Annotated in this window: 26 protein-coding genes; 4 read left to right on the forward strand and 22 right to left on the reverse strand. The window is 73.4% G+C overall.

The features are described from left to right. Window position 1 precedes the first annotated feature (1 nt). The 11 genes from IFT77_RS10795 to IFT77_RS10845 all read right to left on the reverse strand — a co-directional run bounded on the left by IFT77_RS10795 (window position 2) and on the right by IFT77_RS10845 (window position 10,140). A complete protein-coding gene (locus IFT77_RS10795) occupies window positions 2-2,053 on the reverse strand; it encodes a flagellar biosynthesis protein FlhA (protein WP_192040707.1) in 2,052 nt (683 codons plus the stop codon). Further along, entirely contained in the window at window positions 2,053-3,312 is a 1,260-nt protein-coding gene (locus IFT77_RS10800; RefSeq protein ID WP_123547655.1) for a flagellar biosynthesis protein FlhB, read from the reverse strand. The genes IFT77_RS10795 and IFT77_RS10800 overlap by 1 nt, the downstream gene beginning before the upstream one ends. Before the next feature lie 2 nt (window positions 3,313-3,314). Next, complete coding sequence (locus IFT77_RS10805) at window positions 3,315-4,034, reverse strand: flagellar biosynthetic protein FliR (RefSeq protein WP_192041387.1); 720 nt, start codon at window positions 4,032-4,034, stop codon at window positions 3,315-3,317. A 39-nt stretch (window positions 4,035-4,073) separates the two neighbouring features. Beyond that, window positions 4,074-4,349, reverse strand: coding sequence for a flagellar biosynthesis protein FliQ (fliQ, locus tag IFT77_RS10810; RefSeq protein WP_123547654.1), 276 nt, complete (start codon window positions 4,347-4,349; stop codon window positions 4,074-4,076). Continuing rightward, a complete protein-coding gene (gene fliP, locus IFT77_RS10815; protein ID WP_244638750.1) occupies window positions 4,349-5,209 on the reverse strand; it encodes a flagellar type III secretion system pore protein FliP in 861 nt (286 codons plus the stop codon). Before fliP ends, fliQ begins: the two co-directional genes overlap by 1 nt. A gap of 245 nt (window positions 5,210-5,454) precedes the next feature. Then, window positions 5,455-6,165 carry a flagellar biosynthetic protein FliO gene (locus IFT77_RS10820; RefSeq protein WP_192040706.1) on the reverse strand — a complete coding sequence of 237 codons (711 nt, stop codon included), beginning with the start codon at window positions 6,163-6,165 and terminating at the stop codon, window positions 5,455-5,457. Between the two features lie 2 nt (window positions 6,166-6,167). After that, window positions 6,168-6,905: a flagellar motor switch protein FliN gene (gene fliN / locus IFT77_RS10825; protein ID WP_192040705.1), complete on the reverse strand. Its 738-nt coding sequence runs from the start codon at window positions 6,903-6,905 to the stop codon at window positions 6,168-6,170. Beyond that, window positions 6,902-7,849: a flagellar motor switch protein FliM gene (locus IFT77_RS10830; protein ID WP_371741018.1), complete on the reverse strand. Its 948-nt coding sequence runs from the start codon at window positions 7,847-7,849 to the stop codon at window positions 6,902-6,904. The genes fliN and IFT77_RS10830 overlap by 4 nt, the downstream gene beginning before the upstream one ends. 46 nt (window positions 7,850-7,895) lie before the next feature. Then, complete coding sequence (locus IFT77_RS10835) at window positions 7,896-8,933, reverse strand: flagellar motor protein MotB (protein WP_371741019.1); 1,038 nt, start codon at window positions 8,931-8,933, stop codon at window positions 7,896-7,898. After that, window positions 8,930-9,772: a motility protein A gene (locus IFT77_RS10840; protein WP_192169986.1), complete on the reverse strand. Its 843-nt coding sequence runs from the start codon at window positions 9,770-9,772 to the stop codon at window positions 8,930-8,932. The genes IFT77_RS10835 and IFT77_RS10840 overlap by 4 nt, the downstream gene beginning before the upstream one ends. After that, window positions 9,772-10,140, reverse strand: coding sequence for a flagellar FlbD family protein (locus IFT77_RS10845; RefSeq protein WP_192040703.1), 369 nt, complete (start codon window positions 10,138-10,140; stop codon window positions 9,772-9,774). The genes IFT77_RS10840 and IFT77_RS10845 overlap by 1 nt, the downstream gene beginning before the upstream one ends. Before the next feature lie 319 nt (window positions 10,141-10,459). On the opposite strand from IFT77_RS10845, the gene IFT77_RS10850 reads away from it, so the two are divergent. Both IFT77_RS10850 and IFT77_RS10855 read left to right on the forward strand, forming a co-directional pair. After that, on the forward strand, window positions 10,460-11,350 hold the full coding sequence (locus tag IFT77_RS10850) for a YitT family protein (RefSeq protein WP_371741020.1): 891 nt from the start codon (window positions 10,460-10,462) through the stop codon (window positions 11,348-11,350). Window positions 11,351-11,472: 122 nt separating this feature from the next. Next, a complete protein-coding gene (locus IFT77_RS10855) occupies window positions 11,473-11,757 on the forward strand; it encodes a DUF4190 domain-containing protein (protein WP_192040702.1) in 285 nt (94 codons plus the stop codon). Window positions 11,758-11,939: 182 nt separating this feature from the next. Here the strand turns inward: IFT77_RS10855 and IFT77_RS10860 are convergent, their stop codons facing one another. The 8 genes from IFT77_RS10860 to IFT77_RS10895 form a co-directional block, all read right to left on the reverse strand. Continuing rightward, entirely contained in the window at window positions 11,940-13,232 is a 1,293-nt protein-coding gene (locus IFT77_RS10860) for a mannosyltransferase family protein (RefSeq protein WP_192169987.1), read from the reverse strand. Window positions 13,233-13,520: 288 nt separating this feature from the next. After that, entirely contained in the window at window positions 13,521-14,693 is a 1,173-nt protein-coding gene (locus tag IFT77_RS10865) for a flagellar hook protein FlgE (RefSeq protein WP_192040700.1), read from the reverse strand. Between the two features lie 157 nt (window positions 14,694-14,850). Continuing rightward, complete coding sequence (locus IFT77_RS10870; RefSeq protein ID WP_123547645.1) at window positions 14,851-15,291, reverse strand: flagellar hook assembly protein FlgD; 441 nt, start codon at window positions 15,289-15,291, stop codon at window positions 14,851-14,853. A gap of 72 nt (window positions 15,292-15,363) precedes the next feature. Further along, window positions 15,364-17,208, reverse strand: coding sequence for a flagellar hook-length control protein FliK (locus IFT77_RS10875; RefSeq protein ID WP_192169988.1), 1,845 nt, complete (start codon window positions 17,206-17,208; stop codon window positions 15,364-15,366). After that, on the reverse strand, window positions 17,208-18,005 hold the full coding sequence (locus tag IFT77_RS10880; RefSeq protein ID WP_192169989.1) for an NlpC/P60 family protein: 798 nt from the start codon (window positions 18,003-18,005) through the stop codon (window positions 17,208-17,210). The genes IFT77_RS10875 and IFT77_RS10880 overlap by 1 nt, the downstream gene beginning before the upstream one ends. 5 nt (window positions 18,006-18,010) lie before the next feature. Beyond that, window positions 18,011-18,520: a hypothetical protein gene (locus IFT77_RS10885; RefSeq protein WP_192040696.1), complete on the reverse strand. Its 510-nt coding sequence runs from the start codon at window positions 18,518-18,520 to the stop codon at window positions 18,011-18,013. Then, window positions 18,520-19,953, reverse strand: coding sequence for a FliI/YscN family ATPase (locus IFT77_RS10890; RefSeq protein WP_371741044.1), 1,434 nt, complete (start codon window positions 19,951-19,953; stop codon window positions 18,520-18,522). Before IFT77_RS10890 ends, IFT77_RS10885 begins: the two co-directional genes overlap by 1 nt. Continuing rightward, window positions 19,947-20,867 carry a hypothetical protein gene (locus tag IFT77_RS10895; protein ID WP_192169990.1) on the reverse strand — a complete coding sequence of 307 codons (921 nt, stop codon included), beginning with the start codon at window positions 20,865-20,867 and terminating at the stop codon, window positions 19,947-19,949. Before IFT77_RS10895 ends, IFT77_RS10890 begins: the two co-directional genes overlap by 7 nt. A 225-nt stretch (window positions 20,868-21,092) precedes the next feature. Between IFT77_RS10895 and IFT77_RS10900 the strand changes: the two genes are divergently transcribed. Together IFT77_RS10900 and IFT77_RS17460 are read left to right on the forward strand one after the other, a co-directional pair. Then, the gene (locus IFT77_RS10900; RefSeq protein ID WP_192040694.1) at window positions 21,093-21,536 is read left to right on the forward strand and encodes a hypothetical protein; all 444 of its coding nucleotides are present in this window, start codon (window positions 21,093-21,095) and stop codon (window positions 21,534-21,536) included. Continuing rightward, window positions 21,533-21,955, forward strand: coding sequence for a transcriptional regulator (locus IFT77_RS17460; RefSeq protein WP_192169991.1), 423 nt, complete (start codon window positions 21,533-21,535; stop codon window positions 21,953-21,955). Before IFT77_RS10900 ends, IFT77_RS17460 begins: the two co-directional genes overlap by 4 nt. Before the next feature lie 667 nt (window positions 21,956-22,622). Here IFT77_RS17460 and fliG read toward each other — a convergent pair. Genes fliG through fliE form a run of 3 tightly spaced genes read right to left on the reverse strand, consistent with a single transcriptional unit; the run spans window position 22,623 to window position 25,728 of the window. Continuing rightward, complete coding sequence (fliG, locus tag IFT77_RS10910; RefSeq protein ID WP_371741045.1) at window positions 22,623-23,660, reverse strand: flagellar motor switch protein FliG; 1,038 nt, start codon at window positions 23,658-23,660, stop codon at window positions 22,623-22,625. Between the two features lie 47 nt (window positions 23,661-23,707). Beyond that, window positions 23,708-25,396 (reverse strand): flagellar basal-body MS-ring/collar protein FliF, encoded by a 1,689-nt coding sequence (gene fliF / locus IFT77_RS10915; RefSeq protein ID WP_192040691.1) that lies wholly within the window; start codon window positions 25,394-25,396, stop codon window positions 23,708-23,710. Next, window positions 25,396-25,728, reverse strand: coding sequence for a flagellar hook-basal body complex protein FliE (fliE, locus tag IFT77_RS10920; RefSeq protein WP_371741021.1), 333 nt, complete (start codon window positions 25,726-25,728; stop codon window positions 25,396-25,398). The genes fliF and fliE overlap by 1 nt, the downstream gene beginning before the upstream one ends. Between the last annotated feature and the right edge of the window lie 32 nt (window positions 25,729-25,760).

Raw genomic sequence — 25,760 nt, forward strand, 5'->3', positions numbered from 1 at the left:
GTCAGATCGCCGTGATCGGGTCGGCGGCGCGGACGACGCCCACGGTCTCGATGGTCGAGCCGGCGGCCGTGGCCTCCTGGTACGACAGCACGGGCAGGCCGCCCTGCTGCGCCGAGACGAGGCGGTGGATGGCGGGGCGCAGGGCCGGCGCGCAGACGAGCACGGCGCTGAGGCCCTGGGCCTCGACGGAGGCGACCGACTCGCGCAGCGAGCCCAGCACCTGCTCGACGCGGTGGCCGTCGAGCAGGATCTGCGTGCCCTGGTCGGACGGCCGCAGCCCCTCGAGCATCGACTGCTCGAGGCCCGGGTCGATCATGATGACGCGCAGCACGCCCTGGTCGAGGTGGCGCGCGGTCAGGGCCGGTCCGAGGGAGGCGCGGGCCGCCTCCACCAGGCCCTCGGGGTCGGTCGAGACCTTGGCGCGGAGCGTCAGCCCCTCGCAGATGCGCCCGAGGTCGTTGATCGGGACGCGCTCGGCGAGCAGCCCCTGCAGCACGCGCTGCAGCTCGGCGAGCGAGAGCATGCCGGGCACGAGGTCGTCGATCGCGGAGGCGTTGACCTGCTTGAGGCCCTCGGTCAGGACGCGGACGTCCTCGCGGCTGAGCAGCCGGGCGGCGTTGTCGCCGATGATCGACGACAGGTGCGTGACGAGCACCGAGACGCGGTCGATCACGGTGGCCCCGGTCATCTCGGCGCTGTGCCGCATCTCGGCGGGCACCCACTTGCCGGCGAGGCCGAAGACGGGCTCGACCGTGGCCGTGCCGGGCAGGCCGTCGAGCTGGTCGCCGAGGGCGAGCACCGAGCGGGTCGGGGCGACGCCGCGGCCGGCCTCGACGCCCGCGATGCGGATCGAGTAGGTGGAGGGCGGCAGGTCGACGCTGTCCCGCGTGCGCACCGGCGGCACGACGATGCCCATGTCGACGGCGATCTTGCGGCGCAGGGCCTTGACGCGGCCGAGCAGGTCGTCCGACGACCCGCTGACCATGTCGACGAGGTCGGGCGCGAGCAGGATCTCGAGGGCGTGCACGCGCATCTGCTCGAGCAGGTCCTCGGTCGTGTCGGTGGGGGCAGGAGGCGCGGCGATCGCCTCGAGGGCCGCCTGCGCCTCCTCGGCCTTCGCCTTGGCCGCCAGCCGCTGCGAGATGACGAGCAGGCCCGCGCCGATCAGGAGGAACGGGATGATCGGCATGCCGGGGATGAAGCCCATGCCGATCGCGGCCACGCCGGCGATCATGATCGCGATGCGCGACTGCGAGAGCTGCGCCGCCGCCTGCGACCCCATGTCGCTGTCGGCGCCCGAGCGGGTGACGATCATGCCGGTGCTGACCGCCATCAGCAGCGCAGGGATCTGCGTGACGAGGCCGTCGCCGATGGTGAGGAGGCCGTAGTGGTTCAGGGCCTCGCCGATCGCCATGCCGTTCTGGATCGCGCCGATCGCGACGCCGCCGACCAGGTTGATGACGATGATCAGGATGCCGGCGATCGCGTCGCCCTTGACGAACTTCGAGGCGCCGTCCATCGAGCCGTAGAAGTCGGCCTCGGCGCTGACGGCGGCGCGGCGCTCCTTGGCGACCTCGTCGGTGATCAGGCCGGCGTTGAGGTCGGCGTCGATCGCCATCTGCTTGCCGGGCATGGCGTCGAGGGTGAAGCGGGCGCCGACCTCGGCGACGCGCTCGGCGCCCTTCGTCACGACCACGAACTGGATGATGATCAGGATGCAGAAGATGACGGCGCCGATGATGATCGAGCCGCTCACCGCCACGTGGCCGAACGCCTCGATCACGTGGCCGGCGAAGCCCTCGCCGAGCACGAGGCGAGTCGAGGCGACGTTGAGCCCGAGGCGGAAGAGCGTCGCGACGAGCAGCAGCGACGGGAACACCGAGAAGTCGAGCGGCTTCTTCACGAACAGCGTCGTGAGCAGGATCACGAGCGCCAGCAGGATGTTGAGGATGATCAGCACGTCGAGCATCGGCGCCGGCACGGGCACGACGAGCAGCAGCACGATCGCGACGACGCCGACCGGCACGGCGAGCTTGGGGAGTGTCTTCTTCATCAGGCGGTTCCTCCGGTGGCGGCGGGGCGGGGCGAGAGCGAGGGGGCCGGCGAGGCGGCCGGGGCGGCGACGGGCGCAGGAGGCGCGGCGCGGGCGGCGCGGATCGCGCGCGGCACCGCGTCGGGGGCCAGTGACTCGGGAGCGAGCACGCTCGACACCTCGTCGGCCGTCGTGGGGCGGGGGTTGGCGTGCGCGCGTCCGACGGCGGCGGTCGCGCCGCGCGCCTTCAGGGCCATCACGAAGGTGAGGACGCGGGCGACCGGCGTGTAGAGGTCGACGGGGATCTCCTCGCCGAGGCCGCACGAGGCGTGCAGCGCCCGGGTCAGCGGCACGTCGGCGACCATCGGCACGCCGTCGGCCTCGGCCTGCTCACGGATCTTCGCGGCGACGGCGCCCGCGCCCTTCGCGACGACGCGGGGCGCGGCCTTGCCGGGCTCGTACTTGAGGGCGACGGCGTAGTCGGTCGGGTTGACCATCACGACGTCGGCGTCGACGATCGCGCCCATCATGCGGTTGCGGCTCATCGCGAGCTGGCGCGAGCGGCGCTGCGACTTGACCAGGGGGTCGCCGTCGCTGCTCTTGTGCTCGTCGCGCACCTCCTTCTTGGTCATGCGCGTCTTCTTGCGGTTGCGCCGCATGACGACGAAGACGTCGGCCGCCGCCAGGAGGAGGCCGGCCGCGATGGCGGCCTGGAGCAGGACCGTGGTGCCGGCCGACGCCTCCTCGATGATCGCGGAGACGCTGAGGCCGCCTCCGCTCATGAGGACGGGCAGGAGGCCCTGGACGGCCGCCCAGAGGACGAGGCCGACGACGGCGGTCTTGATCAGGGCCTTGGCGCCGTTCCAGAGCGCCTGGGTGCCGAACGTGGTCTTGAGGCCGTTCAGCAGGTTGAACTGCTCGTAGTTGCCGGTCATGCGCTTGACGTGCACGCCGCCCTGCACGACCGCGGTCGCCAGCACGGCCACGCCGACCACCGCGAGCATCGGGCCGATCGTGCCGGCCATCGAGCCCACGCCGCCGCCGAGCAGCTGCAGCACGGTGGTGTCGTCGGGGTGGCGGATCACCTGGCCGATCGAGAAGAGCTGGTCGGTGCCGGCCTCGGCGCCGCGCTGGATGGTGCTGGGGATCATGACGGCGGCCGCGCCGACGCCGACCCACGCGCTGAGGTCCTGCGAGCGCGAGAGCTGGCCCTTCGAGCGGACCTCCTTCATCCGCTTGTCGGTGGCCGCCTCGGAGCGCTCGCCGCTGTCGTCCGCCATCGCTACCTCACCCCCAGGACCATGTCGGCCGCGTCGCCGGTGAGGCTCTGCACCACGCCGGGCAGGGCGAGGAACACGCCGCCGGCGAGCATCACGGTCATGAGGATCTTGAGCGGGAAGCCCATCGCGTAGGCGTTCAGGGCCGGCGCCACGCGGCTGAGCAGGCCGAGCCCGACGTCGGCGAGGAACAGCACGACGCAGAGGGGGCCGGCGATCTGCAGCGTCGCGAGGAACATCTGCGAGACGCCGTTCGTCATCAGCTCGACGGGTCGCGAGAGGTCCATGCCGAGGCCGAGCGGGAACGCGTCGAACGAGCGGGTCAGCCCGCCGATCAGCACCTGGTAGCCGCCGCTCGCGAACATCAGCGCCAGAGCCGTCATCTGGAACAGGCGGGTGAACTGGGCGCCGTTGATCATCGACTGCGGGTCGAAGGCCTGCGCCAGCGTGAAGCCGCCGAACAGGTCGATCAGGCTGCCCGCCGACTGGATCGCCGCGAAGACCAGGAACACGAGGAACCCCAGCACCGCGCCGACGACCAGCTCGAGCACGAGCGCCAGCACGAAGCCGCCCGTGTCGAGCGACTCGTAGCCGGGCGCGACGCGCGGCGCCACGGCGAGCGCGAGGCCGACGCCGAGCATCGCCTTCACCCGGCCGGGGAACGCCCGGTACGAGAAAGGAGGCGCGATGACGATGAAGGCGGTCATGCGCACGGCGGCGAGCATGGTCGCCTCGAGCCAGCTGAGGTCGATCGACACGGCGGCCTAGCCCCCGCTCAGGAGCTGGGGGATGCGGTCGAAGACCATGGTCGTGAACGAGACCATCTCGCTGATCATCCAGTGGCCGCAGACGATCAGGGCGATCCCGACCGCGACGGCCTTGGGCACGAACGCGAGGGTCACCTCCTGGATCTGCGTGATCGACTGCAGCAGCGAGATCGCGAAGCCGACGACGAGCGAGGTGATCAGCACGGGCGCGGCGAGCTTGCCCGTGATGATGAGGGCCTGCATCGACAGGTCGAGGACGGCGTTGGAGTCCATCAGGCACTCACCTGGTAGCTCTCGATGAGGCTCGTGATGATGAGCCCCCAGCCGTCGACGAGCACGAACAGGAGGATCTTGAACGGCAGCGAGATCATCACCGGCGGCAGCATCATCATGCCCATCGACATCAGGGCGGCGCTGACGACGAGGTCGATGACGAGGAACGGGATGAAGATGACGAACCCGATGATGAACGCGGCGCGGAGCTCGCTGATCATGAACGACGGGATGAGCGTCAGCATCGGCACGTCGGCCTGGCTGGCGGGGTTCGGCTGGTCGGCGGAGCGGGTCATCAGCGCGAGGTCCTCCTCGCGGGTGTGCGCCAGCATGAACTCGCGCAGCGGCGCGGCACCGGCGTCGATCGCGCCCTGGAAGTCGAGCTGCCCGTTCAGGTAGGGCTGCACGGCGTCGTCGTTGATGTGCCCCAGGATCGGCGCCATGATGAACAGGCTCAGGAACAGGGCGAGGCCCGCGAGCACCTGGTTCGGCGGGATCGACGGCAGCGCGAGCGCGTTCCGCGTCATCGCGAGCACGACGAAGATCTTCGTGAACGACGTCATCATCAGCAGCAGGGCCGGCGCGACGCTGAGCAGCGTGATGCCGAGCAGGGTGACGATCGCCTGGCTGGGGGCGCCGTCGGGGCCGTTGATGTCGATGTTCAGGCCACCGGTGCCCGTGCCGTCGGTGACGGTCTGGTCGGACTCGGTGAAGTCGGGGGTCTCGCCGGTGCCGGTCGAGCCGTCGGTGCTGCCGGTGCCGGTGCCCGGCTGTGCCGGGGCGGTCGGGGACGTGGGGGCGACCGGCGCGGCGGAGGCCTGCTGGCCGATCAGCATGACGAGCCCCGACGCGACGACCATCGCGAGCAGGGCGACGACGACCGCGCGGGCGAGGCGGGTGTCGGCGAAGCGGACGGGCGCGGCTCCGACGGCGGGGGCGCCGAGGCGGGCGTGCCGCAGCGGGGCGCCGCGGAGTCCGTCGCGCAGGGTCGGGCGGACGCGCTGCGCCAGAGCGGCGGCGAAGGCGGACATGAACGCCGGGGCGGAGGAGGCGCGGGTCGCGCGGTGAGCGGCGGCTCCGGTCGCGCGGTGCGCGGCGGACGCGCTCATCCGGCGCGACCGGCGCGGACGGCGGCGGCCGCCTGCCGCCAGGTGTCCGGGGCGAGGATCGAGCCCTCGAGCGGCTTCGCGGCGCGGCCGCGGGCGCGCTCGCCCGGGTCGCGCGCGCCGCGTGCGGCGAGCGAGCCGCGCGTCGCGGCGCGACGCTCGGCCCCGCGCGGCCGCAGCATCGCCGCGCCCGCGGGCACGCCGATCGAGTTGCTCGAGAACGCTGCCTCGGCCGCGTCGAGCCGACCGTTCGGGGCGACTCGAGCGGGGTGCGCGGCGAGGGCGGAGTCGGCGGCGAGCACGGCGTCGAAGCTCGGGGTCGCGGAGGGGGCCGGGGCGGGGGCGACCGACGCGAGGGGGACGATCGGGGTGACCCGCGCCTCCTGCGGGGCCGGCTCGAGCACGACGACGGGAGACGGCGGCGCAGCCTCGAGCGCGACGACTGCGGGCTGGGCGGCGGGCGCGTCGGCCGCGGCCAGCACGGTGATCGACGACTCGGTCACGCCGAGCACGAGGCGCTCGCCCTCGACGTCGACCACGACGACGCTGGCCTTGGCGCCGATGCCCTGACGGGCGACGATCGAGACGGGAGCCGAGGCACGGCCCCCGCGGAGCCCGCCCTTCGCGAGGCGCTTCTGCAGCACCCACAGCAGGGCGAGCACGACGCCCAGCGAGAGGGCGACGCGCAGCGCGACGAAGAGCGTGTCCACGATCAGGCGACGCCGTCGGCGACGTCGAGGATGCGGGTGATGCGGATCGCGTAGTCCTGGTCGACGACGACGACCTCGCCGTGCGCGATCAGGCGGCCGTTGAGCAGCACGTCGGCGGGGGCCCCGGCCGAGCGGTCGAGCTCGACGACGGCGCCGGGCTCGAGGCCGAGCACGTCGCGGACCGACATGCGGGTGCGGCCGATCTCGACGGTCAGCGCCATCTCGACGTTGTTGATGCGGCCGAGGTTGCCGGCGCCGAGCGGCGCGGCGGAGACGGAGGAGGCGGGCGAGCTCGACGAGACGAGGCCGACGGTGCCGTCCTCCCGGAGCCGCACGGCGAACCAGCCGACCGTCTCGCCCGCCGCGGTCAGGTCGAACACGACGGTGGAGTGGTCCGCGAAGAGGGCGTCGGCCGACTCGAGCCGGCTGTCGCCGAGCACGCCGGCGCCGAGGACGGAGGTCGCGGCCTCGAGGGCCGGACGGAGCACGTCGACGACCGAGACGAGGGGCGAGTCGGTGCCCGCGGCCGCGGCGACCTGGTCCATGTCGGCGAGCAGCAGCGCGGTGTCGGCCGAGAGCGAGCCGACGAACGAGGTGACGACGGCCGAGGAGGCGGTGCTGCGGCGAGCCTGGGCGGTCGCGGCGTCGACGGGCACGGCCCGCAGCGGCACGGGCGTCGGCAGCTGCGCGACGAGCGCCTCCGCCGCGGCGGTGTGCAGGGTGATGGTCGTGCCGGTCATGAGGTTCCTTCTTCGGTGCCGGTGAGGGAGGTGGAGACGACGATGCCCGCGAGTCGCGAGCCGGCGGAGCCGACGGCGGCACGGCCGACGACCTGGCCGTCGACCGTGATCGCCAGCGGGCGCGACTGCGGGTGCGGCAGGGGCAGCACGTCGCCGACGGCGAGGTCGAGCACGACGCTCGGCAGCACGGCCGCGGGGGCGAGCCGGAGCGCCACGTCGACCGGCACCGAGGCGAGCTGGCCGCCGAGCAGCCGGCGCACCTCCGCCGGGTCGACGGCGGACTCGGACTCGCCGAGCTGGGGCAGCAGCACCTCGGCCGGGATCGCGACGGTGCCGGCCGCGCTGCGCTCGCCGACCCGGATGTCGAACGAGGCGACGATCATCAGGTCGGACTTCTGCGCCGCCTGGGCGAACTGCGAGTTGTACTGGAAGCCGCCGACGACGATCTGGGCGACGAGCAGGTTGCCGAAGGAGTAGCGGAGGTCGTCGAGGGCGTCCTCCATGAGGCGCCGCACGAGGGCCTGCTCGATCGGGGTGAAGGTGCGCTCGGGCACGGTCGAGGCTCGCGTGCCGCCGAGCATGTAGCTGACCCAGCTGAGCGCCGCGGAGGTCGGGAACTGGATGACGGCCTTGGGCGTCGTGCCCTCGATGCCGCACAGCACCATCGCGGTCGTCGCGGGCAGCGAGGCGGCGAACTCGTCGTAGGTGAGGACCTGCAGCTGCTCGCAGGTGACCTGCGACAGCACGCGGACCTTGGCGGTGAGCTGCGTGCCCCATTGCCGGGCGAACGTCTCGAAGGCGAGCTCGAGGGCCCGCGAGTGCTCACGGGGCAGCGTCGTCGGACGACGGAAGTCGTAGATCTCGACCTGCTTCGGCGGGCGCGGCGCAGCGACGGCCGGGGCCGGTGCGGGCGTGCCCGGGGGCAGGGTCTCGAGGAGCGTCACGACCGGCACTCTCGGCCCGCGCCTCCTCGTCGTTAGGCGCTCGTGGTCAGTGACCCCCGGACTGGGCCCCCTCGGCGTGGGCGTCCTCGGACTCCTTCTCCGACTTCTTCTCGGTCTTCTCGGCCTTCTTCTCGATGGTCGTCGTGGTCGCGGCGGCGTCCTCGACGGCGGGCGGGCTCTCGGCCGCGGCGTTCCTGCCGACGGTCACCGCGCCTCCTGCGCCCTCGGCTGCCGCCTGCAGCTGGGGCAGCAGCGCGCTCACGTCGTCGGACTGGTTCGACAGGACGACGATGTCGACCCGGCGGTTCGTGGCGAAGTCGGCCTCGGTGCCGCCGGTCGAGAGCGGACGCGACGAGCCGAAGCCGACGGCCTGCGCGTGCTCGACGGGGAGACCGCCTCGCTCGACCAGGTCGCGCAGCACCTGCGTGGCCCGGGCGGAGGACAGCTCCCAGTTGGTCGCGTAGGGAGCGGTCGAGCTGCGCTGGTCGGCGTGGCCCTCGATCGACACGTCGTGGCCGGCGCCGCGGAGGACGGGCGCGATCGCGTCCATCACGCGGCGAGCGGTGTCGCTGAGGTCGGCGCTGTTCGTGCCGAAGAACGTCTCCGAGCCGACCAGGCGCACGGTGAGGCCACGCGCGTCGGTGGAGAACTGCACGTCGGCGGTGAGGCCGGAGCCGGCGAGGCCCGCAGCGATCGCCTCCTTGATGGCGGTCAGGTCGTCGAGCTCGGCCTGCGCCTGCGCGAGCTCCTCGGCGGTTCCGGCCGTGCCGCTCGCCGACGCCTTGCTCACGTCGGTCTCGTCGCCGGTGGAGTAGCCCTGGCCCTCCGCCGTCACGTCGTCGACCGCGACGACGGTGCCCGACGCCGTGTCGACCTTGCCGACGTCGGTCTGGCCGAAGCCGGTCGCGAGCGAGTTGCGCAGGGCGATGTACTTGTCCTGGTCGACGCTCGACATCGCGAACAACACGATGAACATGCACATCAGCACGGTGACCATGTCCATGTACGAGGCCAGCCAGCGCTCGTCGGGGTGCTCCTCCTCGGCGTGCCCCTTCTTCTTGCGGCCGCCGCGCGCGCCGCTCACGCTGCGAGGCCCTGGTCGTCGGCGCCAGCCTTCGCCTTGGCGGCCTTGCCGGCCTTGCCTGCCTTGCCTGCCTTGCCTGCGCCGGCCTCGAGGGAGTGCACCGGCACCATGGCCTTGAGGCGCTCGCCGAGGAGGCGCGGCTGGCTCCCGGCCTGGACGGCCAGCACGCCCTCGATCAGCAGCGTCATGCGCGCCTCGTCGAGGTCGGCCAGCTTCTTCAGGCGACCGGCGAACGGCAGCCAGAGGAAGTTCGCGCTGAGCAGGCCCCAGAGGGTCGCCACGAACGCCGCCGCGATCAGCGGGCCGAGCTCGTCGGGCGAGGCGAGGTTCTCGAGCACGTGGGTCAGGCTGACCACCGTGCCGATGATGCCGACTGTCGGGGCGTAGCCGCCCAGGCTGTTGAAGAACTTGCTCGCCGTGCGGTCGGCGGCGAGACGCGACTCCATCTCGTCCTCGAGCAGGATCCGCAGTTCCTCGCCGTCGGTGCCGTCGGCGATGTTCTGCAGGGCGCCCTTCATGAAGGGGTCCTCGACCTTCTCGGCCTCCGCCTCGAGCGAGAGCAGGCCCTCGCTGCGCGCCTTCTCGGCGAGCGCCACGATGTCGTCGATGACCGACTGCGGCGGGATCACCTTGCCCGTGAAGGCGTGCGGGATCTTCTTGAAGCTCAGCATCGCGTCCTTGATCGTCGTGCCGGCGATGCCGACCGCGATCGTGGCGCCGAACACGAGCAGCATCGGCGCGGGCAGCAACAGGCCCTCGACGTGGACGCCCTCGAGCTTGATCATCCCGAACAGCGCGCCGAAGGCGAGCAGGATGCCGATGATCGTCGCCGGGTCCATCAGCGGGCTCCGGTCGGTGCGGGCGCGGTGGTGGTGGGGGCCTGCTCGGCCGGGCGGAGGGCGGAGACGAGGCCGCCGCCTCCTTCGCCTCGCGAGCCGCGGACGATGCCGAGCTGCGGGCCGGTCGACGTGCGGCTGCCGAGCGGCTGCGTCGCGGGGGCGGCGAGGTCGGGCGCGTCGTAGGCCAGCGAGACGATGCGGGCACGGTAGCGGGCGATCATCTCGATCACCACGGCCATCGGCTCGGTGACGATGTACTTCGCCCCGTCGACCATGATCAGCGTCGTGTCGGGCGTCTCGTGGATGCGCTCGATCAGGTCTGGGTTGACAGCGAATCTGCTGTCGTTGAGTCGCGTGACGACGATCATCGGCCCGTCCTAGGTCTGTGTCTCCCGCCACCGTCCGTGGGGCGGGCGAGCTGCTCGTCCTGAGCTGCTCAGGGGGGACTATCGGCAGGGGTCGGGTCGGCGTTAGGCGCGTGTCGGCGCCGAGTGCTCAGACCTGGTCGCTCGCGGGCCGGGCCACCGTGCCGAGTGGTCAGTTCTGGTCGCTCATGGCTCGTGGACGGACCAGAAGTGACCACTCGAGCAGCCCGGGGCACATTCGAGGAGGGAGGGACGAACGGGACGGCGAGCAGGAGGCGGCGGGCGACACATGCGCGCAACACCGGGCTGGCAAGATGCTGCGGTGACCGACACCCCCGCGAACGACGGCACGCGCGACGCCACCCCTGTCGCCCGGCCCTCCTCCCCCACCTCCGCCTCCCCCGCCTCCACCTCGCCCGGCGCCGCACCCACGGTCGACTCGAGGTCGACCAGCTCGATGCCGACCGGCTCGACGCCGACCGGCTCGACGCCGACCGGCTCGACGCCCGTCTACTCGACGCCCGAGGCGACCGGGCCGGACGCCGCGCTGTCGCCCGACACGGCGACCCCACTGGTCGACGACCCGGCCCTGACCGAGACCGCCGCGACCGCCGACGCCAACCGGCACACCCTGGTCGAGAACGTGATGGGGGTGGTGACGGGAGTCTTCATCGCCTCCTTCGGGCTGTTCCTGCTCAAGGCGAGCGGAGCCGTCTCGGGCGGCACCGCCGGCATCGCACTGCTGCTCGACTACGCCGGGCCGCTGTCGTTCGGGGCGCTGTTCATGCTGGTGAACGTGCCGTTCTTCGCGCTCGCGATCTGGAAGAAAGGGCTCGCCTTCACCCTGCGCACGGTGCTGACCGTCGGCATGGTCTCGGCGATGTCGTACCTGCACCCGGCCGTTTTCCACATCGACGACATCGACCCGGTCTACGGCACGCTCGGCGGCAACCTGCTCGTCGGGGTGGGCCTGCTGATCCTGTTCCGGCACGGGGCGAGCCTCGGCGGCATCAACATCCTCGCGCTCGTGCTGCAGGAGAAGCTCGGCTGGCGGGCCGGCTACGTGCAGATGGCGGTCGACGTCGTCATCATCCTGTTCTCGCTCACCGTCGTCTCGCCGTGGATCGTGCTGCTCTCGGCCGCAGGCGCCGTCGTGCTCAACCTCGTGCTCGCCCTCAACCACAAGCAGGGGCGGTACCTCGGTCGCACGTGACCACTTCGGGGGTGATCTGGGGGTGAATCGCTCCCAGGTCGGACACAGAATCGAGAAAGTCTCTAGCTTGGGCGTCGGGCCGACGATCGTCGAGGCCACCCCGCTCTAGAGGAGTCACGACCATGACCTACGACCAGAACACCCCCGCCACCACGACCTCCGGCGCGTCCGCCAAGTTCAACACGCTCGCGATCGTCGGCTTCGTGCTGGCCTTCGTCGTGAACATCGCTGGCGTCGTCGTCAGCTTCATCGCCCTGTCGCAGATCAAGAAGACCGGCGAGCGCGGCCGCGGCCTCGCCATCGCCGGCATCATCATCGGCCTGCTGTCGATCGTCTTCGGCATCATCTACATCACGGTGCTCCTGCCCATGATCATGGAGCAGGTCGGCACCGTCCCGACCTACTGATCTCTGCGAGATCGCCCGCAGGAGGCGCGGGGCCCGTTCGACGGGCACCGCGCCTCCTGCGTGTCTGCGGGTCTCGTCAGGCGGCGCAGGTGCGGGCGCGCGACCGCGGCATCTCGACGGCGTCGTGGGACGCGGCAAGCGCGGGCCCCTGCCGTGCTCGTCCCTTCTCGCCGGTCTGAGATCTATGGCGGCCAGGCCGTCCAGAGCAGCACGATCGCGACGACCTGGAGCGCCAGGCCGGCGACGATCGTGATGACCACGCGCCTCGTCGTGGCCGACAGCTGCGGGTCGCCCAGCAGCGGCGCGAGCGGCATCAGCATGCGGAAGCTCGACTGCTGCGGCAGGAACACGGCGACCAGGTAGGCGACCCACCCGATCGTGTAGGTCTGCAGCTCGAGGCCGAGACGCTGCGAGCGGCGCACCAGCCCGAGCACGACGACCGCGAGCAGCGCCACCACGGCCACCACCCCGAGCCAGCCGGCCATCGCGTCGCCGAAGCGGAACCACGGCGTGAAGGGGACGAAGCCGTCGGATCCGATGTAGTCACGCCACCACGACGACTCCGTCGCGAAGTAGCCGTCGCGCTCGCCCGTGACCACGGCCACGACGACCGGCCACGCGAAGCCCGCCGCGGTCACGATGAGGCCGGCCGCCCAGGTGCGGAGGTGCTCAGCGAGGGACGTCCGGTCGAGGTCGAGGTCGAGGTCGTGCTCGTGCTCGTGCTCGTCACGCCGTGTGGCGCGGCGGTCACGGACCAGCCGCACGAGCCAGGTCAGCCCCAGCGCCGCCGAGAGGGCGAGGCTGCCGGGGTGCGCGACCGAGGCGAGCACGCCGAGCACCGTGAACCAAGCCCAGCGCCGCAGCGTCATCGCGAGCAGCGCGCCGAACATCAGCAGCAGGAACAGCGACTCCGCGTAGGGCACCTGCAGCACGAACGACATCGGCGCGACGCAGAAGAAGACCGCACCCCAGAAGGAGGCGCGGGCACCGAACCGCGTCAGCATCAGCCGGTGGAGCACCAGCGTCGCCCCGGCCCCGGCCAGCACCGCCATGACGATCGCCGCGATCAGCCAGTCGCCGCCGACCACCGGCCGCACGACCCGCACGAGCGCGGGGAAGAGCGGCATGAACGCCCACGCGTTCTTGACGACCTGGCCGTCGTCGTCCCGCGGCAGCTCGGCGGGGTAGCCCTGCTCGGAGATCTCGCGGTAGAAGACGGCGTCCCACGACGAGAGGTAGCCGGCGAAGCCCGGGCCGCCGTCGTGCTGCGCCCAGGCCGCGGTCGCCGTGAGGGCGTGCACCACGGCGAGGAACAGCGTCGTGACGAGACGGGAGGCGGCGTAGACGCCGAGGAGGACGAGCGTCGTCGCCAAGCCCGGGCGGGGCACGGCGAGCCCCATGACGGCGGTGCCGCTGGTCCGCGGGGCGGACGGCTCCGGCTGCGTGCCGCGCCGCGCCTCCGTCCCCGTCGTCATCGATCTTGTCTACCCGGCGGGCGCTGGGAGGGCAGGCGACCGTACCCCGCGCGCCCGCGCGAGGCGGAGCGGGCCCGCGCACCCCGGAGTGGACGATGCACCCGCAACGACGGGGTGCATCGTCCACTCCGGGGTGTCGGGCGCGGGGTACGGGTGCGGGCCGGGCCGGGCCCGGGACGGTGCAGGCCGGGGAACGTGCAGGTGCGTGGGGGCGGGTGTGCGGGCGGGGGACGCAGGAGGCGCGGGCCGGTCTCGAGGACCGGGCCCGCGCCTCCTGCGCCGCTGCGGCTAGCGCTTCAGGTTCGTGAGCTCCTGGAGCACCTCGTCCGAGGTGGTGATGATGCGGGCGTTCGCCTGGAAGCCGCGCTGGGCGACGATGAGGTTCGTGAACTCCTGCGAGAGGTCGACGTTGCTCATCTCGAGCGTGCCGCTCGAGAGCGAGCCGACGCCGGGCGAGCCGGGGACGCCGAGCGCCGCGTTGCCCGAGTTCGCCGTGGCGCGGTAGCCCGACGAGCCGGACTTCTCGAGGCCGCCCGGGTTGGCGAAGGTCGCCAGCGCGATGCGGCCGACGGCGAGCGACTCGCCGTTGCTGAACTGCCCGACGAGCGTGCCGTCCTTCGAGAGGCTGAAGCCCTTGAGCGTGCCGGCCTCACGACCGTTCTGGTCGGTGACGGCGACCGTGTTCAGCGCCGCGAAGCCGGTGACCTTCGAGAGGTCGACGGTGATGCCGCCGACGGTCAGCGAGCCGGCGCCGTTCTGGGCGCCGTCGGTGAAGGTGAGGGCGGTGCTGCCGGGAGCGCCGACGCCGTCGGTGCCGGTGACGTTCCAGCCGCCCGCGGTGCGCGTGAACGACAGCGTCAGGGTGCGCTCGGTGCCGAACGCGTCGTAGACCTTCGAGTCGCGCGTCAGGGTCTCGCCGACCGCGGTCTCGGACGGCAGGTTGCCGGCGACGTTCGCCCCGGTCGTGGCGGTGGCCGGCGCCGCTCCGTTCAGGGGCAGCATGATGTCGCCCACCGCGCCTCCGTCGTTGACGACGCCGTTCGTGGCCGAGTAGCCCTGCACGATCTTGCCGTCGGCCGAGACGAGACGGCCGTCGGCGTCGAAGTCGAAGGCGCCGGCACGCGTGTAGACGGTGTCGTTGCCGAGGCGCGTGACGAAGAAGCCGTCGCCCGAGATCATCAGGTCGGTCGCCTTGCCGGTCGCCTGGGCCGAGCCCTGCGCGAAGTTCGTCGAGATGCCCGCGACCTGCACGCCGAGGCCGACCTGCGCGGGGTTCGTGCCGCCGATTCCGGTCTGCGGGCCTCCGGCGCCCTGGGTCATCTGCGACAGGGTGTCCTGGAACTGCGTGGTCGACGACTTGAAGCCGGCGGTGTTGACGTTGGCGATGTTGTTGCCGGTGACGTCGAGCATGGTCTGGTGCGACCGGAGGCCCGAGATGCCGGAGTAGAGGGAGCGGAGCATGGGAGCTGCCTTTCGGACGGAGCTGAGGAGGCGCGTCCTGCGCGGAGAGACCGGTCGCGTCCTGCGTCCGGGGCGGTGCTGAGAAGTGCGGGGGTGCTGTACGGCCGTGCCGTGCGGCTGGGCTGCGAGGGCGGCGGGGCCGCGAGGGAACGAGGCGCTAGGCCTTCGGCGTCGCGGTGATGCCGGAGATGAGATCCAACGCGACCTCCTTCCCGCCGACGGTGACCTTGGGCACGGACTCGGCGAACGAGACGCTCGTCGCGGTGCCGGTGACGGCCTTGCCGTCGGGGCCCGTGTAGCTGACCTCGCGGCCGACCAGGGCGGACGCCGAGGTGCGCATCTGCAGCGAGAAGCCCTCGTTCGCGGTCGTCGTCTGGTTGGTGATCTGCTCCATCATCGCGAGCTGGGTGGTCTGCGCCATCATCGCGTTGGTGTCCATCGGCGACGACGGGTCCTGGTTCTTCAGCTGGGTGACGAGCAGGTTCATGAACATCTCGCCGTCCATGGCGGTCTTCGTCGTGCGCGCCGAGGACGACTGCTGAGCGGCGGCCATGACGGTCGGGTCGACGGTTCCGGAGATCTGGTCGATCGAGGGCATCTGCTGTGTCTTCCTGTGGAGGGCGGAACGGGGGCGAGCTGTGGAGGGTCGTGCTGTGCGGGGGTGCGGGCGCTAGGCCAGCACGTCGATCGAGACGGTCGGCGACGAGGAGGTGCCCCGCAGCCCGCCCGCACCGGCGGCGGCCGCGAGGGCGCCGGCCCGCAGGCCGTCGGGGTCGGGGTCGTCCCGACCGAGCCTGCCGTCGGGGTCGCGCCCGGCGGGCTGGCCGGCTCCGCGCTGTCCGGTGCCGGACGGGGCGGAACCGTCGCGCGCCTCCTGGGCCGACTGCTGCGCCGCCCGCTGGTCGAGCAGCCGCTGCTGGTCGGCACCGTCGTCGGACGGCTGGTTCTGGCTCGAGAGGTCGACGCTCGCCTGGAGCCCCGCTCCCCCGAGATCGCGGCGGAGGTCGGGCAGGATCGCCCGCACCGCCTCCCGCCCGGCGTCGGTCGGGGCGAACATCTCGACGTGCATGCCGTGGGCGCCGACGTGCGCCCGGACGGTGACCGGCCCGAGGGCCTCGGGGCTCACGGTGACGGTGACGACGTGCGTCCCGGCACCGGCGGCCGCGAGCGAGAAGAGCGGACGCGCGAGCTGCTGCCCGAGGGGCGCCGGGGCCGCAGGAGGCGCGGCGACGGCGGTCGAGCCCGCTGCGGCTGCCGGAGCGGGCGCGCCGGGCACCGCGACCATCGGCGGGGCGACGGGCACGGCGGAGGCGGAGGGGCCGGTCGTCGTGGCGGTCGCGACGCCCGCGTCGGCGACGAGCGCACGGTCGGCGGCGGTCGCCGAGAGTCCGGCGGCAGAGCCGGGGACCGGCACGGACGTCGGACCAGCAGCGGCCGCCGAGGCGGCGCGCACGAATGCTGACGGGACGGTGGTCGAGGGCGCCGGGGCCTCGGCGGCCAGGGCCGGGGCCGTCGGAACAGTCTCCCCTGCAGACGGCGACGCGGCCGTGACGGGGCCGGGCGTCGCGGGCGACGTGCCCGAGGCTGCCGCCTGCCGCCAGCCGGCGACCGCGGCGCCGGCGGAGCCGGTCGCGATCGCAGCAGAGGTCGCGGCGGCGACGAGGCCTTCGGGCACGGCGCCGCCGTCCGCGGTCGGGGCGGGCGCTGTCGGGGGGAGGCCCGGGCTCAGGGCTGTTCCGTCACGGGACGGATCGGCGACCGACACGGTCGGCGCGAGTGCCGCCTCCTGCGGGAGCTGTCCCGGTGTCGTGGCGCCCGTGGCCGAGGCAGCTGATCCGTCACGAGACGGATCGGTGATCGCGTCTGCCGGGTCGAGAGCTGATCCGTCACGAGACGGATCGCTGCTCAGGCCGGCCGGGTCGAGGGCTGATCCGTCACGAGACGGATCAGGGGTCGCGACCGGGGCCGGGGACGGGGCCTGGCCGACAGGCGGGGAGAGGGGGAGGGTCGCTGATCCGTCACGGGACGGATCAGCCTCAGGAGAGACGCCCGCCGGAGACGACGACGAGCCGAGGGCCGCGGCGACCAGGGCCGCCTGGAGCGAGGTCGCTCCCGGCGAGGACGCTCCTGCCTGAGCAAGAGCAAGATCGCCGACGCGATCCACAGTCCCGTCCTCGACCGACTCCCCGGCCGCGACCGGACCTGCCGCCGCAGACGGAGCCGCAGCGGCCGGACCCGCAGCGGCCGCGGGCGCGCGCCCGGCGGCTGCCGCGTGAGGCGCGGACGCCGTCGCGGGCGACGACGGGCGTCGCGGGCCCGGAGCGTGGGCCGGGGCCGGGGCCTGGTCGCGCGGCGCGGCGGACGACATCGCCTCGCCGAAGCCCGCGGCGGAACGCCCGGCCGCGGGACGACCGGCCGACGAGCGCCCGCCCGCCGAGCGGTCGGGACCAGAGGAGGCGTCGGCCCGGTCGGCAGGGCCGGGGACGACGAAGGGCAGGGTGCGCAGGACGCTCATCAGGGGGCCCCTCCGCTCATCAGGCGCTGGAGCGCGGCGGTCATCAGGTCGGTCGAGCCGGAGCCGCCCGCCGCACCGGCGCCGGTCACGCCGAGCGACGACGCGAGCGACGCCAGCGAGGTCGCGGAGGCGCCTGCAACGGAGGCGCCCGCAGCGGCCGACGCGGCAGCGGTCCCCGTCGCGGGCACGATGCGGCGGATGGTCGACAGGTCGGAGTCCTTGTACCAGTTGTCGACGATCTGGACGTCCTTGCCGGGACGGGGCGCGTGCAGCACCTTGCCGTCGCCGAGGTAGATCACGATGTGCCCCTCGCCCTTGGCGACGAGCAGGTCGCCCGGCTTCGCCTCGGCCAGCGACGGCACCTCGGCGCCCATCCGGGCCTGGTCGGGCACGACGCGCGGCATCGAGACGCCGAGCTCCTTGAACACGGTCTGCACGAGGCCGGAGCAGTCCATCCCGCTCGCGCTCTCGCCGCCGAACACGTAGGGCACGCCGAGGTACTTCTTCGCGCCGCTGACCACGTCGTCGCCGGCAGCGCCGCTGCCGGTCGCGACAGAGCCCTTGACGGCCGCCACCGAGGGGGTCGTCGCGAGGCCGCCCGCGGCACCTGTCGCACCGGTCGCGCCGGCACCGCTCGTGCCGGCGAGGGCGTCGGCGAAGGCGCTGGCCGAGGTCGCGGAGCTGCCCGACCCGGCGGACGCCGCGGCTGCCGTGCCGAGCACGGACGGCGTGCGTCCGTTCCGCAGCTGGTCGATCTGCGTCCTGATGTCGTCGATCCGGGACAGGACCTCGCTCACGGGGCTCACTGTGCGCCTCCTGGCGTCGGGGTCTGGGTCGGGGTGCCGGCGGGACGGGCAGCATCGGCAGCAGCAGTCGTGGAGGCGGCGGCCTCGGCCTGGCGCACCCGCCACGACTGGCCGGCGATCTCATCGAGCGCGGCCTGCTCGGTGCGGAGGTCCTCGGCGGCGGCCTCGACGGCGTGCGCGGCCTCGAGCTTCTCGAGGCCGATCGCGGCCCGGCGCGCCGCCCCGAACGCCGTCTGCGCCTCGTCCGCCTCGGCGCGGCGGCGTGCCGCGACCGCGTCGAGCTCGGCGAGCATCGCCCGGCTCGACGCGCGGGAGGCGGCGATCGCGCTGAGCATGGCCGCGTCCGTCACCTGCGCGGGCCCGTCGTCGAGGGTGCGCTTGGCGGCGAGGCGACGGTCGGCGGCGTCGCGCAGCCGGTCGTTCGCCTCGGCGAGGTGCCCGGCGGCCTGGTCCTGCTGCGCGTGGCGCAGCCGCAGGAGGCCGAGGAGGGAGAAGGCGCGGGCCATCAGGCACCTCCGAGTCGGGCGGTCAGCTGGGCGAGTCCGGCCCACGAGGCGGCGGTGTCGGCGCGCTCGTCCATGCCCTGCTGCAGGAACGCGTCGATCGCGCCCTGGTGCTCGACCGCGGCGTCGACGAGCGGGTTCGTGCCCCGCTGGTAGGCGCCCACGTCGAGCAGGTCCTGCGCGGCGCGGCGCGCGGCCATCACCTTCCGGAGGCTCGTCGCGGCGGCGCGCTGCTCGGCCGTCGTCACCTTCGACGCGACGCGCGAGACCGAGCCGAGCGCGTCGACCGACGGGAAGTGCCCGGTCACGGCCAGCTTGCGGTCGAGCACGACGTGCCCGTCGAGGATGCTGCGGGCCGCGTCGGCGACGGGCTCGTTGTGGTCGTCGCCGTCGACGAGCACCGTGTACAGGCCGGTGACGGAGCCGATCCGGTCGGTCCCGGCACGCTCGAGCAGCTCGGCGAGCACCGAGAACGTCGACGGCGGGTAGCCCCGGGTCGCCGGCGGCTCGCCGACCGACAGCCCGATCTCGCGCTGGGCCATCGCCACGCGGGTCAGCGAGTCCATCATCAGCACGACGTCGGCGCCCTGGTCGCGGAACGACTCCGCGATGCGGGTCGCGACGAACGCGGCACGGAGGCGCATCAGCGCCGGCTCGTCGCTCGTCGACACCACGACGACGGAGCGGGCGAGGCCCTCGGGTCCGAGGTCGTCCTCGAGGAACTCGCGCACCTCCCTGCCTCGCTCGCCGACGAGGGCGATGACGCTGACCTGTGCGTCGGTGCCGCGGGCGATCATCGACAGCAGCGACGACTTGCCGACTCCCGAGCCGGCGAACAGGCCGACGCGCTGCCCGCGCCCGACGGTCGTCAGCGTGTCGAGCACGCGGACGCCGAGCTGGAGCGGGGTGTCGATCCGCGCACGGTGCATCGCGGACGGGGTCTCGTGGTGCAGCGGGACGAGGTCGACGGAGCCGCCGTCGGGGGCACGGAGGGGGCCCTTGCCGTCGATCGGACGGCCGAGGCCGTCGAGCACGCGGCCGAAGAGGCCCGTGCCGGTGGGGACGAGGAGGGGGCGGCCGGTCGAGCGCGCCGGCGTGCCGGCCGTCACGCCGGTGAGGCGGCCGAGCGGCATGCAGCGGAGGCCGTCGGGGGTGGTCGCGACGACCTCGGCGAGGGCGGAGGTCGTCGTGCTCGCGGCGACGGGCGTCTGCGCGGCGGCCGAGCCGGTGCCGGTCGTGCTCGCGGCGACGCTCGCGGGCGCGCCGGATACGGGGGCGGGCACGCCGATCTCGAGCACGTCGCCGACGGCGGCGTCGAGCCCGCGCACCGTGATGCCGAGCCCGACGGCGCTGACGACGCTGCCGACGCGCAGCGGGCGCGCGGCGGCGCGGGCGGCCGCCAGCCGGGTCCGGACGGGTGCGGTGAGGGTCACGATGCCCCCAGCAGAGCGGTGCGAGCCCGGGCGAGGGCGGTGACGAGCCGGGCGTCGACGAGGCTGGCGGGCAGGTCGACCTCGGCGTCTCCCCGGGCGAGCCGGGCGTCGGCGACGAGCGGGACCGAGGAGGCGGCGACCGCGTCCCCGAGGGCGGCCAGGTCGGCCGGGTGCAGGCGCACGCCGACGACCAGCGAGCGGTCGAGCCCGTCGAGGGCGCGGGAGACGGCGGCGCGGGCCGTGCGGCCCTCGCGGGGGCCGGCGGGGTGCGGGGCGGCGGCGTGCTCGGCGACGGCGTCGTCGGGGGCGAGCACGCCGGCGCTGCGGTGCTCGGCGACGCCGTCGCGCTCGGCCGCGGGGCGGCTCCCGGTTCCGACGGCGGGCTCGGACGCCGCGACCTCGTAGCCGACCACGGCCGACGCGAGGTCGAGGGCGGTCCGGACCAGCGCCTCCTCGGACTCGGCGAGCACCGGCGCGACCCGCTGCCGCAGCGCCTCGGCGGCCGCGTCGAGTGCGGCGAAGGAGGCGGCCAGCGAGCGCTCGAGGCGCGTCACGGAGTCGAGGTGCTCGGCGTCCATCGCGACCCGGCGCGCGGCCAGGTCGGCCTCGGCGGCGCGGAGGCCCGCCGCGTAGCCGGCCGCGTGGCCGCGGGCCTCGGCACGGGCCGCGCGCGCGGCGGCGTCGGGGTCGGCGTGGGGAGAGAGGAGCGACGTGCTGCGGGCGGCGGCACCGTGGGCACCGCCGAGGCCGGCGACCGTGCCGAGGCCGGTGCCGCGGGTCACGGCGTGACCGGGGTCGAGTGCGGGGGCGGTCGTCGTCGAGCCGGACCGCACCTCCGTGAGCGAGGGGTAGACGACGCGCGAGAACGACTCCGGGGCGGAGATCGTCTCCGAGGCGGAGATCGCGGGATCGAGCATCGACGGGCCGTTCAGAGGGCAGGGCGGTTCGGCCGATCCGTGGCCAGGGGGCGAGCGATCCGTGCTCAAGGGCGACTCTCGGCAGGTCGCGGGGGGGCGCGTAAGGCGTTGCCCCGAACGGGGGCAGGGGGCGGCGAGGCGGCTTCTCGGATACATTCGGAAAGTACTTGCTTACCGGAAAAGTACTTCCTAGGGTGGGGAGCACATCGACGAGAGGACGAGACCATGACCGACCAGACCAGGCTCCCCACCCCGGACGAGGCCCGCCGACTGCTGGCCGAGGCCGACGCGACCGGGCGCCACGCCACCGCTCGGGCCGGCTGGCCCGGCGTCGCCGTGCTGCTCTCGCTCGGCTCCGTGCTCTCGCTCGGCACGCTCGCCCTCGGGCTCACGACGGGCACGAACTACTTCGTGGCGATGATCGCGCTGCTGATCTGGATCGCGGTCGTCGTGGCGTTCCAGCTCGCGTTCCTCCGGTCGCACCGCATCGGGTTCGGCCGCCGCTGGGGCCTGTACCTCGGGGCGATCTTCGCGATCTACGTCGTGGCGATGGTCGTCGTCGGCTCGTCCCAGGGCGAGGACGTCGTCGGCACCTGCGCGCTGGCCGCCGCGCTGATGGTCGTCTCGGTCGCTGCGGCGACGCACGAGGCTCGGCAGGCGGAGCGATGAGCGGCGACGGTGCGGGGTCGGGCACGGGCGCGGGGTCGGGCTCGGGCACGGGCACGGGCGCGGGCGCGGGCACGGGCACGGGCACGGGGAGCGTCGCCGGTGCGGGGGGCGACGGCACGTCCCGCGGTCCGCACCCGCGCCTCCGGCTGTCGGAGACGCTGCACCAGCCGGTGCGGTTCTCGATGGTGGCGGCGCTCGCGGCGGCCGACCAGCTCGACTTCAAGGACCTGCGGGACGCCGTCCAGGTGACCGACTCGGCGCTGAGCAAGCAGATCAGCACGCTCGAGGCCGCGGGGTTCGTGAAGGTGTCGAAGGGGTTCGTCGGCAAGCGGCCGCGCACCTCGCTGAAGCTCACGCCGGAGGGGCGCGCCGCCTGGATCGCGCACCTCGCCGTGCTGCGCGAGATCGCCGCGGGCTAGCGCCGCGGCGCGCCGCTCCTCGCGTCGCGTCGCGTCGCGTCGCGTCGCGTCGCCTCGAGTCTCGTCGGGTGCCGCACCTGGCGTCGCGTCGCGCTGAGCGTCGCGCCTCGCCTGGCGCCGCCATCTCCCGCGCCTGCCGCCTGCCGCCTGCCGCCTGCCGCCTGCCGCCTGCAAAGCGAGACGCATCCTGCCCAGACCGGCCGCGCCTCCTGGGCTCGATGTCCATCGCCCCTCGGATCACTCTCGAACTCGAGAGGGATCCGGTCGCGAGCGAAGGAGGTGCGGCCCGGGCAGCGCGGGACGCCGCAGAACCCGACAGAACGGCCTGAGAATGCGCTGCAGCACCCGGACATCCCGGTATTGCAGCCCCGCCGGTCGGCATTTGCCGACCTGGGCCGAAGGAGGCGCGGGCGGCGCCGCGCAGGACGCTGCAGAACCCGACAGAACGAGCCCGGCTCGCGCTCTCGCACCCGGACATCCCCGTATTGCAGTCCCGCCGGTCGGCATTTCCCGACCTAGCCGAAGGAGGCGCGGGCAGCCCAGCGCAGGGCACCGCAGAACCCGACAGAACGAGCCCGGCTCGCACTCTGGTACCCGGATATCCCGGTATTGCAGCCCCTGCCGGTCGGCATTTGCCGGCGGAGAGACGGGCGAACGGCGGCAGGGGCTACTCGACGAGGGCGTCCTCGTCGGCCCGGTGGATCGTGATCGTGCCGAGCGCCTCGAGCTCGCGGATGGCACGGACGACCTCGGCCCGCGCCTCCTCGACCTGCGACTTGCGGACGGGGCCCATCGACTGCAGCTCGTCGTCGAGCAGCTCGCGGTTGCGCTCCGAGACGTTGCCGCGGATGACCTCGACGACGGCGGCGAGCGCCCCCTTCATCGCGGTCGCGAGCACGGCGGCGTCGATCCCGCGGAGCACCTGCTGGATGTCGCGCGACTCGAGCTTGACGATGTCCTCGAAGGTGAGCATCCGCGAGCGGACCTCCTCCGCGAGCTCGGGGTCGCGCTCGTCGAGGCCGTCGAGCAGGGCGCGCTCGGTGGCGCTGTCGCTGCGGTTGATGATCTCGACGAGCGGCTGGATGCCTCCGACGACCTCGACCTGCTCGCGCGGCGCGACGACGGCACCGGCACGGACCTTGAGCGTGGTCGCGACGATGCCGACGGCCTCGGGCGTCGCAGTGCCCATCGTGGCGATGGCCTGCGCGACGTCGGTGCGGGCGGCGACGTCGAGGCCGGCGAGCACGGCCGAGGCCTGCTGCGGCCGCAGGTGCGCGAGCACGAGGGCGATGGTCTGCGGCAGCTCGCCGTCGAGCAGGGTGATGACCTGGCCGGGGTCGGCCTCGTCGAGGAACTCGAAGCTCTTGCCCATCGCGTTCGAGGCGAGCCGCTCCATGACGCCGGCGGCGCGCTCCGAGCCGAACGACGCCTCGAGCAGGCCGACGGCGACGTCGTGCCCACCGCGGCGCTGGTAGCGGCCCGAGCGGGTCAGGTCGTGGAACTCGGCGACGGCCGACTCGGCCACGGCGGGGTCGACGCGGCGCAGCTTGACGATCTCGGCCGTGATCTCCTCGGCCTCCTCCTCGCTGAACTGCTTCATGACGACGGCGGCGCGGGCCTGCTCCATCTGCATGAGGATGACCGCGACCTTCTGCGGCCCCGTCAGCGCCGGGCGCGCGGCCGGCGCACCGAACGCGGCGGGCACCCCGAACGCCTGCGTCGGGGTCAGGTCCGCAGCGGACGCGGTCGCGCTCACGACTGGACCCGCTCGTCCATCAGGCCGCGCAGCAGCTCGGCGGTCTTCTCGGGGTCGCGCTCGGCGAGGGCGTCGATCTCGGCGCGGCGGCGCTCGGCCGACACGTACTCGGGCGAGGGCTCGGGCGCCGCGACCGGCAGGGCCACGGTGGCGGCCTCGTCGGCGAGCAGCTGACGGCGGGAGGCGGCGCCCGCGTCGTCGAGGTCGAGCCGCATGGTCGCGTCCCAGGTCTGGGCGGCGTTGCCGGCCGCGAGCTCGCCGAGGTCGACGTCCTCCCGGTCGTGCCGCTTGTTCTTCTTCGCGAAGACGATCAGACCCACGATCAGCGCGATCACGATCAGGGCGACGATGCCGACGGTGCGGATCGTGCCCCACATGGCCTCGGAGGCGGCGGCCGCGTCGGCCGCGGCGAGCGCCGCCTTCGCGGCCTCGGCGCCCTCGGTGTCGAAGTCGACCAGGGCGACCTCGACGGCGTCGCCGCGCGCCGTGTCGATCCCCGCGGCGTTCCGCACGAGGTCGTTGATGCTCTGCATGTTGACGCCGGAGGCCGCGTTCGCGTCCAGGGCGACCGACACGGTCTGCCGGCTGACGCCTCCTGCGGGCACGCTCATCGTCTCGGTGACCTTGTCGACGGCGTTGTTCTTGGTGGCTGACTCGTTGACGTAGCCGTCGTCGCCGGTCGCGGTGCCGGCCGCGTCGGTGCCCGTGCCGGTGCCGGTCGGCACGGCGATGTTGTCGGGGCCGAGCACGCCGGTCGCGCCGGTGCCGCCCGCTCCCCCGGAGCCCGCGCCGTACTGCTCGGTGGTGCTCGACTCGTTGAGGGCGATGGGGCCGCTGGTGGGCTGCGCGAACGACTCGGTGACCTTCGTGCCCGAGCTCTGGTCGAGGTCGGCGGCGACGATCACCGACGACTTGCCGGGGCCGACGACCTTGTCGAGCATCGTCTGCACGGCGGTCTGGACCTTCGACTCGTAGTCGCTGGCCTGGTCGCCGGCGCCGCCGACGGCCCCGGTGCCGACCTGCGAGAGCACGGCGCCGGTCGAGTCGGTGACGGCGACGTCGGTCGTCGCCATGCCCTCGACGGAGGCGCTGGTCAGGTTGACGATCGCCTGCACCTGCTTGCTGGTCAGCGTCACGCCGCCCTGCGTCTCGACGAACACCGACGCGGTCGGGTCCTCCTGCTCGGCCACGAAGACGGACTCCTCGGGGATAGCGAGCTGCACGGTGGCGGTCTTCACGCCGTCCATCGCCGAGATGGTCTTGGCGAGCTCGCCCTCGATGGCGCGCTTGTAGGTGACGTCCTGCTGGAACTCGGACGAGGTGACGCCCATGGTGTCGAGCAGCGAGTAGCCGCCCTGGCCGCCGGTCGAGGGCAGGCCGGCCGCGGCGGCGGTGAGGCGTTCCTGGTAGACGTGCTCCTCGGGCACGAGGATCGTGCCGCCGCCCGCGGTCAGCTCGTAGGGCACCCCGTCGGCCTTGAGCTGCTCGACGATGGCGCTCGCGTCGGCGGGCTCGATGCCGCTGAAGAGCGGCGACCAGCTCGGCTTGGTCAGCCAGCTGACGAGGGCGACCGTGCCGAGCACGAGCGCGGCGATCAGGATGACCGCGATGGTCTTCTGGGCGACGGTGAAGCCGCCCATCGTCGCCCGCATCCGGGCGAGGGAGTTCTGCACTGCGGTCGGCATCAGGCCTGCATCCTCATGATCTCGGTGAAGGCGTCGACGCCCTTGTTGCGGACGGCTGCGACGAGCTCGAGCGTCACCTGGGCACGGGTGGCCGCGATGGTCGCGTCGTGGATGTCGGTGAGGTCGCCGGTGACGGCCTTCACGGCGAGCGTCTTCGACTGGCTCTGCAGCTGCTGCAGGCCCTCGACCGCGCCGACCATGCTCGACCCGAAGGCGGCACCGGAGGCGCTGGCCGCGCCGGTCGTCCCGGTGACGGAGGAGGCGCCTCCTGCGTTCCCGACCGCGCCGCCCTGCAGCAGGGCGGACACGTCGGCGAACCCGGTCTGCTGCACTGTCCCGATCGCGGGGACCCCAGCGACCGGCA

The organism is Frigoribacterium sp. CFBP 13729, from assembly GCF_014841875.1.
In the GTDB taxonomy this organism is placed as follows: Bacteria; Actinomycetota; Actinomycetes; order Actinomycetales; family Microbacteriaceae; genus Frigoribacterium.

Excerpts from the sequence above, each read along its gene's own strand:
- IFT77_RS10860 (WP_192169987.1), bottom strand. The coding sequence starts at position 13,232 with ATGACGACGGGGACGGAGGCGCGGCGCGGCACGCAGCCGGAGCCGTCC.
- IFT77_RS10800 (WP_123547655.1), bottom strand. The coding sequence starts at position 3,312 with ATGGCGGACGACAGCGGCGAGCGCTCCGAGGCGGCCACCGACAAGCGG.
- IFT77_RS10870 (WP_123547645.1), bottom strand. The coding sequence starts at position 15,291 with ATGCCCTCGATCGACCAGATCTCCGGAACCGTCGACCCGACCGTCATG.
- IFT77_RS10795 (WP_192040707.1), bottom strand. The coding sequence starts at position 2,053 with ATGAAGAAGACACTCCCCAAGCTCGCCGTGCCGGTCGGCGTCGTCGCG.
- IFT77_RS10855 (WP_192040702.1), top strand. The coding sequence starts at position 11,473 with ATGACCTACGACCAGAACACCCCCGCCACCACGACCTCCGGCGCGTCC.
- fliP (WP_244638750.1), bottom strand. The coding sequence starts at position 5,209 with ATGGTCGTCGCGTCGGGGCTCGTCATGCTGATCGGCCAGCAGGCCTCC.
- IFT77_RS10900 (WP_192040694.1), top strand. The coding sequence starts at position 21,093 with ATGACCGACCAGACCAGGCTCCCCACCCCGGACGAGGCCCGCCGACTG.
- IFT77_RS10875 (WP_192169988.1), bottom strand. The coding sequence starts at position 17,208 with ATGAGCGTCCTGCGCACCCTGCCCTTCGTCGTCCCCGGCCCTGCCGAC.
- IFT77_RS10865 (WP_192040700.1), bottom strand. The coding sequence starts at position 14,693 with ATGCTCCGCTCCCTCTACTCCGGCATCTCGGGCCTCCGGTCGCACCAG.
- IFT77_RS10805 (WP_192041387.1), bottom strand. The coding sequence starts at position 4,034 with ATGCTCGCCGCCGTGCGCATGACCGCCTTCATCGTCATCGCGCCTCCT.
- IFT77_RS10845 (WP_192040703.1), bottom strand. The coding sequence starts at position 10,140 with ATGATCGTCGTCACGCGACTCAACGACAGCAGATTCGCTGTCAACCCA.
- IFT77_RS10895 (WP_192169990.1), bottom strand. The coding sequence starts at position 20,867 with ATGCTCGATCCCGCGATCTCCGCCTCGGAGACGATCTCCGCCCCGGAG.
- IFT77_RS10885 (WP_192040696.1), bottom strand. The coding sequence starts at position 18,520 with ATGGCCCGCGCCTTCTCCCTCCTCGGCCTCCTGCGGCTGCGCCACGCG.
- fliF (WP_192040691.1), bottom strand. The coding sequence starts at position 25,396 with ATGCCGACCGCAGTGCAGAACTCCCTCGCCCGGATGCGGGCGACGATG.
- IFT77_RS17460 (WP_192169991.1), top strand. The coding sequence starts at position 21,533 with ATGAGCGGCGACGGTGCGGGGTCGGGCACGGGCGCGGGGTCGGGCTCG.
- IFT77_RS10840 (WP_192169986.1), bottom strand. The coding sequence starts at position 9,772 with ATGGACCCGGCGACGATCATCGGCATCCTGCTCGCCTTCGGCGCGCTG.
- fliN (WP_192040705.1), bottom strand. The coding sequence starts at position 6,905 with ATGACCGGCACGACCATCACCCTGCACACCGCCGCGGCGGAGGCGCTC.
- fliQ (WP_123547654.1), bottom strand. The coding sequence starts at position 4,349 with ATGGACTCCAACGCCGTCCTCGACCTGTCGATGCAGGCCCTCATCATC.